Origin of the sequence: Phenylobacterium sp. LjRoot225, from assembly GCF_964252855.1 — a bacterium.
Lineage (GTDB): Bacteria > Pseudomonadota > Alphaproteobacteria > Caulobacterales > Caulobacteraceae > Phenylobacterium.
This window is the reverse complement of sequence record NZ_CAXUPL020000002.1, coordinates 625,718-639,121: the sequence shown is the minus strand read 5'-3', so window position 1 is coordinate 639,121 and position 13,404 is coordinate 625,718. Positions and strand designations below refer to the sequence as shown.

General features: G+C 68.4%; 14 protein-coding genes. 7 read left to right on the top strand and 7 right to left on the bottom strand.

Annotation, left to right across the window (positions count from 1 at the left end; all coding sequences use genetic code 11):
* Window positions 1-23: 23 nt before the first annotated feature.
* On the bottom strand, window positions 24-407 hold the full coding sequence (locus ACSQ2B_RS13225) for a MaoC family dehydratase (protein ID WP_436050450.1): 384 nt from the start codon (window positions 405-407) through the stop codon (window positions 24-26).
* 497 nt (window positions 408-904) lie between these two features.
* Between ACSQ2B_RS13225 and ACSQ2B_RS13220 the strand changes: the two genes are divergently transcribed.
* Window positions 905-1,324, top strand: coding sequence for a MucR family transcriptional regulator (locus ACSQ2B_RS13220; protein WP_436050449.1), 420 nt, complete (start codon window positions 905-907; stop codon window positions 1,322-1,324).
* A 182-nt stretch (window positions 1,325-1,506) separates the two neighbouring features.
* Entirely contained in the window at window positions 1,507-1,995 is a 489-nt protein-coding gene (mopJ, locus tag ACSQ2B_RS13215; protein WP_436050447.1) for a motility/cell cycle regulatory protein MopJ, read from the top strand.
* Between the two features lie 6 nt (window positions 1,996-2,001).
* On the opposite strand, the gene ACSQ2B_RS13210 is transcribed toward mopJ, so the two are convergent.
* Together ACSQ2B_RS13210 and ACSQ2B_RS13205 are read right to left on the bottom strand one after the other, a co-directional pair.
* Complete coding sequence (locus ACSQ2B_RS13210) at window positions 2,002-2,424, bottom strand: SufE family protein (protein ID WP_436050446.1); 423 nt, start codon at window positions 2,422-2,424, stop codon at window positions 2,002-2,004.
* Window positions 2,425-2,467: 43 nt separating this feature from the next.
* Window positions 2,468-3,187: a sensor histidine kinase gene (locus ACSQ2B_RS13205; protein ID WP_436050444.1), complete on the bottom strand. Its 720-nt coding sequence runs from the start codon at window positions 3,185-3,187 to the stop codon at window positions 2,468-2,470.
* Between the two features lie 208 nt (window positions 3,188-3,395).
* Between ACSQ2B_RS13205 and ACSQ2B_RS13200 the strand changes: the two genes are divergently transcribed.
* Window positions 3,396-5,033 carry a PAS domain-containing sensor histidine kinase gene (locus ACSQ2B_RS13200; RefSeq protein WP_436050442.1) on the top strand — a complete coding sequence of 546 codons (1,638 nt, stop codon included), beginning with the start codon at window positions 3,396-3,398 and terminating at the stop codon, window positions 5,031-5,033.
* A gap of 17 nt (window positions 5,034-5,050) precedes the next feature.
* Here the strand turns inward: ACSQ2B_RS13200 and ACSQ2B_RS13195 are convergent, their stop codons facing one another.
* Window positions 5,051-5,911, bottom strand: coding sequence for a hypothetical protein (locus ACSQ2B_RS13195; protein ID WP_436050440.1), 861 nt, complete (start codon window positions 5,909-5,911; stop codon window positions 5,051-5,053).
* A gap of 178 nt (window positions 5,912-6,089) precedes the next feature.
* Between ACSQ2B_RS13195 and ACSQ2B_RS13190 the strand changes: the two genes are divergently transcribed.
* From ACSQ2B_RS13190 to ACSQ2B_RS13175, 4 genes are all read left to right on the top strand, one after another.
* Window positions 6,090-6,419, top strand: a complete 330-nt coding sequence (locus ACSQ2B_RS13190) for a DUF1491 family protein (RefSeq protein WP_436050438.1) — start codon at window positions 6,090-6,092, stop codon at window positions 6,417-6,419.
* Window positions 6,420-6,477: 58 nt separating this feature from the next.
* Window positions 6,478-7,521: an ATP-dependent DNA ligase gene (locus tag ACSQ2B_RS13185; RefSeq protein WP_436050436.1), complete on the top strand. Its 1,044-nt coding sequence runs from the start codon at window positions 6,478-6,480 to the stop codon at window positions 7,519-7,521.
* A gap of 57 nt (window positions 7,522-7,578) precedes the next feature.
* Window positions 7,579-9,177 (top strand): peptide chain release factor 3, encoded by a 1,599-nt coding sequence (locus tag ACSQ2B_RS13180; protein WP_436050434.1) that lies wholly within the window; start codon window positions 7,579-7,581, stop codon window positions 9,175-9,177.
* A gap of 244 nt (window positions 9,178-9,421) precedes the next feature.
* Window positions 9,422-10,801: a hypothetical protein gene (locus tag ACSQ2B_RS13175; protein WP_436050433.1), complete on the top strand. Its 1,380-nt coding sequence runs from the start codon at window positions 9,422-9,424 to the stop codon at window positions 10,799-10,801.
* 43 nt (window positions 10,802-10,844) lie between these two features.
* Here ACSQ2B_RS13175 and ACSQ2B_RS13170 read toward each other — a convergent pair whose 3' ends face one another.
* From ACSQ2B_RS13170 to ACSQ2B_RS13160, 3 genes are read right to left on the bottom strand one after another with little or no spacing between them, the layout of a single operon-like run.
* Complete coding sequence (locus tag ACSQ2B_RS13170; protein WP_436050431.1) at window positions 10,845-11,612, bottom strand: ABC transporter permease; 768 nt, start codon at window positions 11,610-11,612, stop codon at window positions 10,845-10,847.
* Window positions 11,609-12,349 (bottom strand): ABC transporter ATP-binding protein, encoded by a 741-nt coding sequence (locus ACSQ2B_RS13165; RefSeq protein ID WP_436050429.1) that lies wholly within the window; start codon window positions 12,347-12,349, stop codon window positions 11,609-11,611. Before ACSQ2B_RS13165 ends, ACSQ2B_RS13170 begins: the two co-directional genes overlap by 4 nt.
* Entirely contained in the window at window positions 12,346-13,350 is a 1,005-nt protein-coding gene (locus tag ACSQ2B_RS13160) for an ABC transporter substrate-binding protein (protein ID WP_436050427.1), read from the bottom strand. Before ACSQ2B_RS13160 ends, ACSQ2B_RS13165 begins: the two co-directional genes overlap by 4 nt.
* Window positions 13,351-13,404 lie beyond the last annotated feature (54 nt).

The following is a 13,404-nucleotide window of genomic DNA, read 5'->3' as shown; positions in this document are numbered from 1 at the left end:
CTTTGCGATCGATCGACGGCCGATCAGGCGCCGAAGTAGATCGTGAGGGTCTCGGCGATACAGACGGGCTTGGCTTCGCCTTCGATCTCTATGGCGCACTCGGCCCTGACCTGCAGGCCGCCACCCTTGGGATCAGCGCTCAGCAGTGTGGTGCGCATCCGAATCCGCTTGCCGACCTTCACCATGTTGATGAAGCGGATCTTGTCGGAGCCGTAATTCAAGGCGCGGCTGGTCCCCACGACCTCCATCAGAGTGTCGTTGAGCAACGGAATCAACGAGAGGGTCAGGTGCCCATGAGCGATGGTTCCGCCCATCTCGCGGTCGGCGCGTTCGACGTCCACATGGATCCACTGAAAGTCGCCGGTCGCCTCGGCGAACCTATTCACGCGCTCCTGGGTGATCTCCACCCAGTCCGAGACGCCGACCTCCTAGCCGACCAGCCCGGTCAGATCCGTGAACTCAACCTGCCTCATTCTACTTAGTATTCCTCTCGACCTCGCCGCGGGGTTGTCAGCCAATTGCGGGCGCTCCTTGCCCAGCCACGGCGACAGCGTCTTCATGGACTTGAGGGTGAAGGAGGCGGCATCTCCGACGCCTGTGTCGAGAAGCGGAGGCGCGGATTTGCGAAGCTATGTCAAATGATCTTCGGGATACCAGCACGCCTCTCAGCTTCCGACACATCCGCCAGTCGCTTAGGCGCATCAGCTATCGTTGTTGGTGCAAGGTGCATTGGATGTCAGCTTCGGCGCGTGATCTCGTTTTATTGTGAGGACGGCTCAGGTAAATTCGGCCACAATAATCATCCTTGTGCTTGTGCTTGACCTCAGTTCCCGTTAGGACGCGCTACTGATGATGTGAATCGCATCTGCGGCCTATCGTTCGCAGATCCAATGGAATGACAAGAATGGACGAGAAGTCGGAAGTCATCGAGATGACGGCGGATATTGTCTCCGCCTATGTGGGTAACAATTCGGTTGCGGCGGCGGATCTGCCCGGCCTGATCCAAAGCGTCCATCGCGCCCTCGCCGGCGTGTCGGCTGGCCAGGAAGCGCCGGAAGTCGCGCCGAAAGAACCTGCGGTGCCGGTTCGTCGCTCAATCACTCCGGACTATCTGATCTGCCTCGAGGACGGACGCAAGTTCAAGTCGCTGAAGCGGCACCTGCGCACCAAGTACAACATGAGCCCGGAAGAGTACCGGGCGAAGTGGGGCCTGCCGAAGGACTATCCCATGGTCGCCCCGAACTACGCCAAGGCGCGTTCGGACCTGGCCAAGCAGATGGGGCTGGGCCAAGGCGGCCGTCAGGCTCCGCGCAAGAAGCGCTAAGCGCTTCCTGTACGACTGAAACAAGACAACGCCCGCCGGCCCGGCGGGCGTTTTTCTTTGCCTGAAGAATGTCGGGCGTGGATGAAATCACGTCTTCGCCACAATTTTAGCTTGCCGCCGATTCGCGCTTTGGGCGATAAACGAATCGTTATGATTCCAAGCAGTTGTTAAGGAATCTGAAGATGGCGGCGCAGATCGGGGCCCCCGCCGCGGCGGCCCGAGCGCACGAAGAACTGTTCGCCTATTGGGCCTCGTTGCGGGCGGCCGGACGGCTGCCTGGACGTCGAGACATCGATCCCGGCCGGTTCAAGCGCCATCTGCCGACCGTCAGCCTGATCGACGTGCTGTCGGATCCCCTCGATTTTCGCATGCGTCTGGCCGGGACCGGGCTTTACGGGGTCTACGGGCGCGAGATCACCGGACGCCGGTTCGGCGAAATCTATTCGGGCTCAGCGACCGAGTACTGGCGCTCCGAACTGGCGCAGGTCGTCGAGGAGCGGCGTCCTTCGGTGGGCGCGCATAACCTCGCCTGGCGCGGCGCCTCGCACATGTCGATCCTCTGGCTTCGACTGCCCCTCGCCACCAACGGCCGCGACGTCGACATGATCCTGGGTTTCGACGCCCTCGTGGGAATGAGCCAGTCGGCGACGACGGGTATCCGCGCTGCCTAAGGACCGTCAGGCCGCGGCGTACTCCGCATCGCGACGGATGCGGGTGACCATCGACGCGAGACCGTTCGACCGTTGCGCCGACAGGGCGCCGGCCAATCCGAGCTTCTCAAACGCCGCCTTGGCGTCGAAGGCGAGAATTTGCTCTGGCCGGCGACCGGAATAGAGCCGCAGCAGAACCGCGATCAGGCCGCGCACGATGTGGGCGTCGGAATCGCCGCGGAAGGCGAGGCTTCCGTTCGGGTCGGGCTCCGTAACCAGCCAGACCTGGCTGGCGCAGCCGCGGACCTTGTTGGCGTCGCTGCGCTCGGAATCGGTGAGGGGCGCGAGTTCGCGACCGAGGTCGATGACGTACCGGTAGCGCTCCTCCCAATCGCCGAGGACATCGAATTCGGCGGCGAGATCTTCCAGGGTGTCTTCGATGGCGCTCATGGCGCTCGCGACTTAAGGGCGGCAGTCGCGCTCCGCAACGGCCTTACCCCGTCGGCAGCACGATATGGGCGGCGAAACCTTCGCCACGGGCCGAAACCAATTGCAGCCGGCCACCCATCGCCTGACAGGTGAGGTCGCAGATCGCCAAGCCCAGCCCCGCGCCCTCGCCCTGGCGCGTCAACGCGTTCTCGCCCTGCTCGAAGGGGCGCAGGAGGCGGGGCAGGTCTTCCGGATCGACCCCGCCGCCTTCGTTGGCGACGACGATCTCCAACTGACTGTCGCTTGACTTCGCGCTCACCGTGATGGCGCCGCCGTCCGGCGAGAAGGCCACGGCGTTCTCCAAGAGGTTCGCGAGCACGCAGCGCAGGGACCGGCCGTCGACCCGCGCGGCCAGGTCGCCGCATGGCGCCACCTGGAACCGGAGGCGACGTGCGGCGAGCGTGGCGTGCAGCCCGTCGCCGAGGGTCTCGAAAATCGGCGCCAGGGGTTCGATCTGAATGTCGAACTCGACGTCACCGGTCTGCAGACGGGCGATTTCGACCACCTGGTTGACAAGTTTCAGCAGCTTTTCCCCGCTGCTGCGTATGATCTCGGCGTATTGACGGTACTGGTCCGTCCCCAGCGGTCCATAGAGCTCCGAGGCGAGGATTTCGGAGAAGCCCAGTATAGAATTCAGCGGGGTGCGCAGCTCATGACTGACGACGCGCAGGAAGGATCTGTTCGGGACCTCGGGTGCGTCATCTTGGCGGACAGCTGGAAGCATATTGATGCGCGAGGCGTCCATTTTGGGGAGTGCAGCTTGCCCGGATGCGCTTACGATTTGGTTTCCTCTGTCGCGTGGTGAAGGTTTGAGTCGCGTCGGAGGCGAGCGGCCTTAACCGGACTCACCTCCGGCGCTAGGCTGCTTCGATGGAGGATCAGAAGCGGGTGCAAAAGCCTTGAACGCCATCCGCCGCTCACGGCGGCCGCCGTTGAAGTCCAGGCGACGCATCGTTGGTGCGGGGTTTGCGGTCGGCTGGCATCTGGTGTGGGCGGCCGGCGTCGCCGCGACCGGCGCAGGGTTGGTCGCCGCAGATCGGCTGATGATCGGGCCGGACCTCGCGCCCCTGGCCGTCGGCGTGGTCGCGGGCCTCGCTGGCGCCCTGCTGGCCGCCGCGGGCGAGCGGGCCCGCACCGCCTCCCTGCTCGTCTGGACCCTGGCGGCCATCGCCGCCGTGCTGATGACGGGCGGGGCTTCAGGGCCTCTCGCCGCCTGGTGTCTGGCGCCCCTGGCCGCCGCCGCGGCGTTCCGGAGGCCTGACCTGCTTCCTCTGGGCGCGGCGGGGGCGCTCGCGACCGCCGCCGTTACGGCGCTGAGTTCCGCGCTACTGCCGTTGCCGACGGCGCCGGCCGCCGCTGCGGTCTGGCTGAGCCTGGCGGCGCTGTGCGGCATAACGCTCGCCCTGGGCGTCGCAATGGTCGTCCTGCACGCCGAAGCGACCCGTGAGCGGCGCATGCGCGACGGCATCGAGACCGGACTGCTCGAAGTCCTCGACAACCAACCGCAGATGCTGCTGGACCTCTATCCCGGCGGACGGATCCTTGAAGCCTTCGGACAACCCCCACCCGGGTGGCGCACGCGCGACCTGATCGATCGCAACTTTGGCGACTTTGTGCAGGCCGACGACCGGCCGAAGGTCGAAGAGGCCCTGCAGCGGGCGGTGAGCGAAGGCTCGTCAGCGATCGCCTTTCGCCCGGCGCACGACGCGGAGGGCTGGTGGGAGCTGTCGCTACGGCGGATGAGCACCATCCGTATCGTCGGCGCCGTACGGGACGGTCGAGCGCAGCGGGCGCGTGAAGTCGAACTCGAAGCCGCACGCGTCTCGGCCGACCAGCAGAACGCCGGCAAGAGCCGGTTCCTCGCCAACATGAGCCATGAGCTGCGTACGCCGCTTAATGCGATCATGGGCTTCTCGGACATCATGCGGCAGCGGCTGTTCGGTCCGATCTCGGACCGCTACGCGGAATACGCTGACCTGATCCACGAATCCGGCGCGCACCTGCTGGAACTGATCAACGATGTGCTGGACATGTCGAAGATCGAGGCGGACCGCTTCGAACTGGCCCGGGAAGTCTTCGACGCGCGGGAAGCGATCGCGGCGGCCCTGCGGTTGATGCGCGGCCAGGCGGACCGTGCAGGGGTCAGCCTGCGCGGCGTCCTTCCGCCGGAGTCGATGCCGGCCAACGCCGATCGTCGGGCGGTCAAGCAGATCGCGATCAACCTCCTGTCCAATGCGCTGAAGTTCACCCCGCGCGGCGGATCCGTGACGCTCACACTGCAGGCGGCGGGCGACACGCTGGAGCTGGTGGTGGCGGACACCGGCGTCGGTATCGCGCCGGATGACCTGGAGCGACTCGGGCGGCCCTTCGAGCAGGCCGGCGATCCCAGCCAGAAGGCGGCCGGCTCAGGACTTGGGCTGTCGCTCGTGCGCGCCTTCGCCCAGCTGCACGGCGGCGAGATGTGCATCGAGAGCGTGCTGGGCGACGGGGCGACGGTGATCGTCCGCATGCCGGTGCTCAGCGACGCAGACGTCGCGCCCCAGGCCAAGCCCCTCGCCGCCCAGGCCTGACGGGCGCTCGGCGTCCCTCAGCGGCTTGCGAGACTGAGGAAGGCGCGGCCGGCGGCGAAGTCGCCGACCTCCACATGGGCGCGGCGCACGACATCGCCGGGGAAGAGGAATTCGATCGCCACGGCTTCGCGCGGGTCCAGGCTCGCCAGCTCGGCGGCGGCCTGGGCCGGGAAGCGGAAAGCCCAGCCGGTTCGCGCGTCCTTCGGCCGAAGGTCGGATCCAGCCGTGCTGCGGGCTTCGGCGGCGTAGCTGCGAAGCCCGCTCCGCGGCGGCAGGCGGCGATCGAGCGGCAGGGCCTGGCGCGACGCGCCGGGGCCGTCGAGGTAGGGGCCATCGCTTCGGGCGCTGTCGCGCATCAGAAGCCGCGCGCTGTAGGGCGTCTCGCCATCGACGAATTGGGCGACGGCGATCAACACCCCAGGCGCCTGACGTCCGGCCAGCCCGAAGATCATCCGGTCCGGACCGAAGCGGGCGTCTTGGGCGAGCCGCCAGCGGATTGCGCCAACGCCTGTGCGATCGGCGCGCCAAGCGGCCTGCTCGCCCGGATAGTCGATCCGCTGCATGCGCGCGTAACCGGCGAAGGCGTCGCGCACACGTCCGGCCGCGACCGCGAGATCCTGCGAGGCGCAGTCCGTTCCCGCCGCCTTGGCTCGGGCCCTGGCCTCGACGGATCTCAAGGCGTCCACGCCGGCGCCGGCGCGCCGCGCGGCGCCGCGCGCCTGGACCTGGGCCGCAGACAGCGCCGCCGACACGTCGGGCGTGAACAGGCGGCATCGCCCGTCGGCTATGGTCATCACCGTGCGCTCGTAGAGCAGGTCGAGGATCTGCGCCTCTGCACAGCCTGGCGTCGACGCCAAGATCGCACCCAACAACCCCATCCACCGAGACGCCGGCCGCGCTTTGCGCGTGCTCGTCATGCGTCGTCTTTCTGCAGACCGTCGACGGCCTTGGACACAACCTAGGCTTGGGCTTCTTGCCGTTCGGTTAGCGCGGAGACACGGTCCGCCGGCGTCGGCAGGTGACAGTACGGGCAGGTCAGGCGCATGTTCCGGTGCCATGCTGCTCCACACAGACCTCTGGGTTAGCGCCTTGATCCGCCGGGCGGAGCTGGGCGGAGCCTTTCCGATCGTCGCTCGCAAGGGCGATGCGCGCGCGGGCGCGGTGCTGGTGAAGGTCGTCAACCGGAGCGACGGCACGGCGCGGCTCTACGCGGAAGCCACGCGAATGGACGGCGACCAGGTCTGGATGCAGCCGGCGAAATCCGACCAGGAGCCCGATCTCGACCGCTACATCGAGCGCGCCGTCCGCGTCGACCCGGACATCTGGGTGGTTGAGATCGAGGACCGGCTGGGCCGCCATTTCCTCACCGAGCCGGTCGAGGCCTGAGCCACGGCGCGAACCGCGCCTGCGGGGAACGGTTGGCGGATCTGCGAATTCGCAGCCCATGCGCCTCGCCGACCTGCCGGTCCCGCTCGACCTTTCCGCCATGGAAGCCAAGCTGGTGGACGAGATCCCCCAAGAGCCCGGCTGGCGGTTCGAGCCGAAATGGGACGGCTTTCGCTGCCTCGCCTTCCGAGCGGGCGACGAGGTCGCGCTGAACGCCAAGTCCGGCAAGCCGCTCGCGCGCTATTTCCCCGACGTCGTGGCCGTGCTCAAGGCGCTGCCCGTCGACCGTTTCGTCGTCGACGGCGAACTGACCATCGCGGTGAAGGGAGACCTGTCGTTCGACGCCCTGCAGCTTCGGCTGCACCCCGCCGAGAGCCGCGTCCGCAAGCTGGCGGCCGAACATCCGGCTTGTTTCGTCCTGTTCGACTGCCTGCTGGACGCCCAAGGTCGGTCGCTGGTCGAAGCCCCGTTCGCCCGCCGGCGCGCCGAACTGGAGGCGCTCTACGTCCGCCTCGGAAAGCCCGCGGGCGTGCGGTTGTCGCCGGGAACGGAAGACCGCGAGGAGGCCTCGGCCTGGCTGTCCGAGGTCGGTGCGGCGGTGGACGGCGTGGTCGCCAAGCGTCTCGACGGGCCTTATGCGCCCGGCGAGCGCGCCATGCTCAAGATCAAGCGGATGCGAACCGCCGACTGTGTGGTCGGCGGTTTCCGCTACGACCAGAGCGGCCGCGAGGTGGGCTCGTTGTTGCTGGGCCTCTACGACGCGGCGGGGCGGCTGAACCATGTCGGCTTCACCTCGACCATCTCCAACGCCGAGCGCGCCGAACTCACTCGCAAGCTGGAGGCGCTGGCGGGCGGCGACGGCTTCACCGGCGCAGCGCCGGGCGGGCCGAGCCGCTGGTCGACGGAACGCTCGAGCCAGTGGACGCCGCTGCGGCCTGAGCTGGTGGTCGAGGTCCGCTACGACCATGTCACCGGCGACCGGTTCCGGCATGGGACCAAGCGCGTGCGCTGGCGGCCGGACAAGGATCCGCGGCGATGCACGATGGAGCAGCTGCAGGCGGAAGCCTCGCCGCGGCGCCTGGCGGGCGCCCACGACCAATAGGGCGGCCAAGACCCGCGCCCATTTGATTATGCGGCCCCCGCGCGCTACCTGCCGCGCATGAGCAATTCTCCCGCGGCGGAAGCCGCCCGTCGGCGCACTTTCGCGATCATCTCGCACCCTGACGCCGGTAAGACGACCCTGACCGAGAACCTGCTGCTGGCTGGCGGAGCGATCCGCGCGGCGGGTCAGGTGCGCGCGCGCGGCGAGAACCGGCGCACCCGTTCGGACTGGATGAAGATCGAGCGCGAGCGCGGGATCTCGGTGTCGGCCAGCGTCATGACGTTCGACCACGACGGGCTGATGTTCAACCTGCTGGACACGCCGGGGCACGAGGACTTCTCGGAAGACACCTACCGGACGCTCACCGCGGCGGACGCGGCGGTCATGGTGCTGGACGCCGCCAAGGGCATCGAGCCGCAGACGCTGAAGCTGTTCGAGGTCTGCCGTCTGCGTGACATCCCGATCGTCACCTTCATCAACAAGATGGACCGCGAGGCGCAGGACCCGTTCGCCCTGTTGGACGAGATCGCCTCCAAGCTCGCGCTCGACCCGGCGCCGCTTTACTGGCCCGCAGGCTCCGGCAATCGTTTTCGCGGCATGCTCGATCTGCGCCGCGACCAGTTCATCCCCTTCGCCAAGAAGAGCTCCGCCGACAACGAGGGCCATCCCGAACCGGTCGCCTTCCGCGGCAACGCCGTCGTCAGCTACCTGGACGACGAGGAGCAGGGCGAGCTCGAGGAGGGCTCCATGCTTGTGCAGGAGGCGGCCAAGCCGTTCGACCCGCAGGCCTTTCTCGAAGGACATATGACGCCGGTCTTCTTTGGCTCGGCCTTGCGCCATTTCGGCGTCGACCAGTTGCTGGAAGGCCTGGGCGCCTATGCGCCGCCGCCGAAGGCCGTGCCCGCGGTCAGAGGCGGCGAGCCGACCCACGTCGCGCCGGGCGATCGCGAGGTCTCCGGCTTCGTCTTCAAGATCCAGGCGAACATGGACCCGAACCATCGGGACCGCGTCGCCTTCCTGCGGCTGACCTCGGGGCGCTTCAATCGCGGCATGAAGTTGAAGGTGCAGAACACCGGGCGGCAGCTGTCGGTCAACGCGCCGATCATGTTCTTCGCCTCCGATCGGGAGCTCGCCGAAGAGGCGTTCGCCGGCGACGTCATCGGCATTCCCAACCACGGCGTGCTGCGAGTGGGCGACAGTTTGTCGGAGAGCGGGGCGCTGCGGTTCGCCGGCCTGCCGAACTTCGCCCCCGAAATCCTGCAACGGGTGCGCGTCAAGGATCCGCTCAAGGCCAAGCACCTGAAAAAGGCGTTGGAAGGCCTTGCCGAGGAGGGCGTCACTCAGCTGTTCCGGCCGGTGATGGGCGCCGACTTCATCGTCGGCGCCGTGGGACAGCTGCAGTTCGAGGTCATGGCCGACCGGCTGGCCAACGAATACCAGCTCGAAGTCATCTTCGAAGCGAGCCCCTACGCCGAAGCCCGCTGGCTCTCAGGCGAGCGCGCGGACATCGAGGATTTCCAGAGCAAGCACCGCATGGCCATGGCTGTCGACATCGACGACCAGCCTGTCTTCCTGGCGAAGTCGAGCTGGGAGCTGGGCTACGTCAGCGAGCGCTTCCCGAAGGTGACGCTCGAGCGCTCCAAGGAGCGCGCCTAGGTCCGATCCAGACGGAGCAGGCGGCGCGCCGCCGCGAGACCGCCCGACAAGGGCGTATGCCTGTGCAAATTCACGCGCCGGAACGCGCCTGAATCCCGTGCTTTATTGTGGATGGTGACGCTCTGTTAACCATGCGCAAGAAGTTAAGGGATTGTTAAAGGCATCGGCTCCGGCTTTGCTATGGCTCTGGATAGCCCATGCAGACCGTCTCATCGCGGGACGCCTGCGGGATCGGAGCCGCGCAATGTTCGAACTGGGTCGGGAACTGAAGCGTCTGTTCGGCGCAGAGCCGGCATTCGGTTCGGGCGAGGGCCTGACTGGCGGCGACGGCGCCCTGCTCGAACTGCTCGACGCGAACCTGCTGGTCGCTGAAGGCAAGGCGGCCGATATCGCCGCCGGCCGCATCGGAGCCAAGGACAAGCCTGAGCGGCGTATCGAGGCGGCGTTCGTCTGGCGCGAAGCGGCCCGGCGGACGGGCGATGTCGTCCATCTGCGCAAGGCCGCGGCCACCGCCGAGGCCGCGACCGCAGGCGTCGAGCCGGGACGCCGGCCGGATCTCTGGGCGCGAGCCCGTTGCGAACAGGCCTTTTGTGCGCTGGCGGGCGCCGAGCTGTTCGGCGACCTTGGCCTCAACGCCGCCGCCGAAGTCGCCTTCCGCGAATCCCGTGCGAGCGCCCGTGGCGGCGTGGCCGCGGCCCAGGCCGACATCGGGCTTGCGACGGTCGCGGCGCGTGAAGTTCTCAGCCGCGCCACCACCGAAGAGACGCGCACGCTCGCGGCGCGGTTCACAGCGCCGATCGCCGCGCTGGAGACGCTGAGCCGCCGCACGCCGGCCGCCCGGACCCTGGCGGCGGAGGCGCGCCTGTTACGCGCCGAATTCCTTTGCGCGTCCGGCGCACGCCTCAAGGACGAGCGGTTCGTCAAAGGCGCGATCGACGACGCCACGGCGGCGGCGGCCCGGCTGAATCCCGCCTACGAGCCGTTGACCTGGGCGCGCGCCGAGGTGATGCGCGGCCAGGCGCTGACGCTCTGGGGCGAACTCACCGGCGACGTCGAGGCTGTCGCCCGCGCGGCAGCGGTGCTCGCCGAAGCGCTCGAACAACTTCCCCGCGACCACAGCCCGCTCGACTGGGCGCGCACCCAGTTGGCGCTGGCCGAAACGCTCCAGGTGCTGGGCGAAGCCTGCGCCGACGGCCATGCGTTCGAACAGGCGGTCACCTGCTACGATCGGGCGAACCTAGTCCTCAAAGGGATCCCCGCCATGCCCCTGCGCGGCCTCGCCGCCAGCGCGCGGGCCGTCTGCCTGGCGCGCTCGGCCGAAGTGACCGGCGACCTAGCGGTGCTCGACGTCGCCGAGGCGGCGATGAAGATCGAACTCTCGACCTTGCAGGCTCGGCGCGACCCGGTCGGCTGGGCGGTGGCCCAACTGCATCTGGCCCGGCTCTACGAAGCTCGCATCGATCTGACCGGTCGCGACCGCGGCCAGCGCGTGGCCGCCATCGTGGCCCTGGAGGCGGCTTGCGATGTCTTTGCGGACGAAGGCCTGCGGAGCCTGACCGTCATCGCCTCCGACGCGCTCGACCGCCTGCGGATCGCGCCGCTTCACGCGCCCGGCGCCGTCTGAGAGCTTGAGGTCAAAGCGCGTCGGGCGGGTTAGCTGACGCCCCCTAGCGCCCGCGCCACCAGCGCAGGCCGACCCGCTCCACCGCCTCCAGCACCGCGTGGAAGGCGACCCCCATCACGCCCAGGATCGCCAGGGCGGCGATCATTCGGTCTGTCTGCAGCTTGTTGCCGGCGTCGAGAATCTGCCAGGCGAGACCGCGGACCCCGCCGGAGCCGGCGCCGAACTCGGCCACCACGGCGCCGATGATCGCCAGCCCCGCGCCGACCTTGTGGCCCTCCAGCAGGAAGGGGACCGCCGAGGGCAGGCGCAGCCGCGTCACGCGCCGCCAGCGGCTTGCGCCGTAGAGGTCGAACAGCCGCTCCAGGTCGGGGTCGGCGGCGCGCAGGCCAGTGACGGCGCCCGAGAAGATCGGAAAGAAGGCGACCAGCACGGCCAGCGCGACGATCGCCCGCTCCGGGTGGTCGATCCCGGCCCAGATCAGCACCAGCGGCGCGATCGCCACTACGGGCGTCACCTGGATCACCGAGGCGAGGGGGCGCACCGCCCGCTCCAGCAGGGGATGGAGGCTGATCACCACGGCCAGCAGCTGGGCTGTAAGGCTTGCGATCACCAGGGCGGCGAGCGCCACGGCCAGCGTCCGCCCGGCGGCCTGCGCCAGGGTCGGGAGATCCGCCGCCATCGCCATTCCAACCCGGGACGGCGGCGGCAGGAAATAGGCCGGCACATGCAGAGCGCGGCAGGCGATTTCCCACGATCCGAGCAGCAGCACGGCGAGCGCCAGGGGCGCGGCCCTGTCGATCAAGCGGCTCATGGCGCGCCGGCCTTGGCGAGCAGGTCGGAGACCCGCTCGGCGGTGGCGCGGAAGCCGGCGGTGGTGCGGAATCCGGGCGGCCGGGGCGTTGGGCCGGTGACCTCGACCTCGCCAGCGGTTCGCCCGGGACCCGGGGTCATCACCACCACGCGCGAGGCCATATAGACCGCCTCCTCGACATTGTGGGTGACGAAGACGATCGCCGGCTGCGACGCGGCCCACAGCTTCAGGACATCATCGGCCAGCGCCCGGCGGGTGATCTCGTCGAGGGCGGCAAAGGGCTCGTCGAGCAGCAGCAGGCGGGGCTCGGTGACGAGGGCTCGAGCCAGGGACACCCGCATCGCCATGCCGCCCGAAAGCTGGGCCGGCCGCGCGGCCTCAGATCCGGCTAGACCGACCCGCGCCAGCGCCGCGTCTGCGCGCTGCGCGGCCTCTTCGCGCCGGACGTTGGCCAGTTCCAGCGGCAGGGCCGCGTTGGCGCGTGCGCTCAGCCAGGGCGCGAGCGTCGGGGCCTGGAAGACGACCGCAGTCTCGCCGCGTCCGGGCGTGCGGACGACTTCGCCGCGGGTCGGCGCTTCCAGACCCGCAAGCAGGCGCATCGCCGTGGACTTGCCGCAGCCCGAGGGCCCGACCAGGGCCACGATCTCGCCTGGCGACAGCGTCAGGCTGAAGGGGCCAAGCGCCCGTCCACGGCCGCGGTAGTCGACCTCGACCTCATTCAGCGCGGCGACGCTCATTTCCCCAGGAACTGCAGGGTGTAGGCGCGCTTGTAGTCGAGGGTTTTCGGATAGACGCCGGTGCCCGTGGCGATGTCGAAGAATTCCTTCCAGCGCGCCTCGGTCATGACGCCGATCCCCGCCGCCTTCGCCTCGCCGGAATCGACGATCCCGTAGGTCTTCATCTTCTCGCGGGCCTGATCGAGCACGTCCTGGGTCATCTCGGGGTTGTCTTTGCGGATCAGGGCGTCGCCGGGCCGGGGGTCGCCATAGAGGTAGTCATGCCAGCCCTTTGCGCTGGCTTCGACGAAGGCCTTCACTGCCGCGGGATTCTTGTCGATCAGGCTGTCCGGCGCCAGCGCCATGTTGGCGTAGCCAGGGTAGCCGTTGTCGGCGAGCAGGAAGACGACCGGCTTCATGCCGGCCTGTTTTTCCAGCGTGTAGGGTTCGCTCGTCAGATAGCCTTCCTCGGCCACGCGCTTGTCGGCGAGGAAGGGCGCGGAGTTGAAGGTGTATTTGCGGATCTGGTCGTCGCTGAACCCATACTTCGCCTTGAGCCAGGGCCAGAAGGCGCCGACGGAGGCGTCCGACAGCAGGATCGGATGTCCCTTCAGATCGGCGATGGATTTGATGCCCTGGTCCGGATGGGCCATCAGCACCTGCGGATCCTTCTGGAAGTAGGCCGCCACCGCCTTCACCGGCACGCCTTGCTGCGCCAGGTTCAGCGCGATGAAGCTGTTGGAGCCCATGCCCATCTCGACCGCGCCGGCGGCGAGCAACTGGGGCACGTTTACGCCTGGCCCGCCCTGGATGATCCGGACGTCGAGACCGCGCTTCTTGTACTCGCCGTTGGCGAGCGCCTGATAGAAGCCGCCCTGTTCGGCTTGGGCGCGCCAGTCGGTGGCGAAACGGATCACGGTCGTCTCGGCGCCGGCGCCTTGGGAGGCGGCCTCCTTCTTGCCGGGCGAACAGGCCGCCAGCAGCACCGCCAAGGCGACGATGATCGGACGAAAGGCTGTCATTGAAGAGCTTCCCCCGGGAACGGCGGCCGAGGGTAGGGCGGCCGCGCCTTGGCG

Coding starts and splice junctions, on each gene's coding strand:
- mopJ (WP_436050447.1), top strand. CDS start 1,507: ATGGCGGCGCAGATCGGGGCCCCCGCCGCGGCGGCCCGAGCGCACGAA.
- ACSQ2B_RS13190 (WP_436050438.1), top strand. CDS start 6,090: ATGCTGCTCCACACAGACCTCTGGGTTAGCGCCTTGATCCGCCGGGCG.
- ACSQ2B_RS13185 (WP_436050436.1), top strand. CDS start 6,478: ATGCGCCTCGCCGACCTGCCGGTCCCGCTCGACCTTTCCGCCATGGAA.
- ACSQ2B_RS13195 (WP_436050440.1), bottom strand. CDS start 5,911: ATGGGGTTGTTGGGTGCGATCTTGGCGTCGACGCCAGGCTGTGCAGAG.
- ACSQ2B_RS13160 (WP_436050427.1), bottom strand. CDS start 13,350: ATGACAGCCTTTCGTCCGATCATCGTCGCCTTGGCGGTGCTGCTGGCG.
- ACSQ2B_RS13210 (WP_436050446.1), bottom strand. CDS start 2,424: ATGAGCGCCATCGAAGACACCCTGGAAGATCTCGCCGCCGAATTCGAT.
- ACSQ2B_RS13180 (WP_436050434.1), top strand. CDS start 7,579: ATGAGCAATTCTCCCGCGGCGGAAGCCGCCCGTCGGCGCACTTTCGCG.
- ACSQ2B_RS13205 (WP_436050444.1), bottom strand. CDS start 3,187: ATGCTTCCAGCTGTCCGCCAAGATGACGCACCCGAGGTCCCGAACAGA.
- ACSQ2B_RS13220 (WP_436050449.1), top strand. CDS start 905: ATGGACGAGAAGTCGGAAGTCATCGAGATGACGGCGGATATTGTCTCC.
- ACSQ2B_RS13175 (WP_436050433.1), top strand. CDS start 9,422: ATGTTCGAACTGGGTCGGGAACTGAAGCGTCTGTTCGGCGCAGAGCCG.
- ACSQ2B_RS13170 (WP_436050431.1), bottom strand. CDS start 11,612: ATGAGCCGCTTGATCGACAGGGCCGCGCCCCTGGCGCTCGCCGTGCTG.
- ACSQ2B_RS13165 (WP_436050429.1), bottom strand. CDS start 12,349: ATGAGCGTCGCCGCGCTGAATGAGGTCGAGGTCGACTACCGCGGCCGT.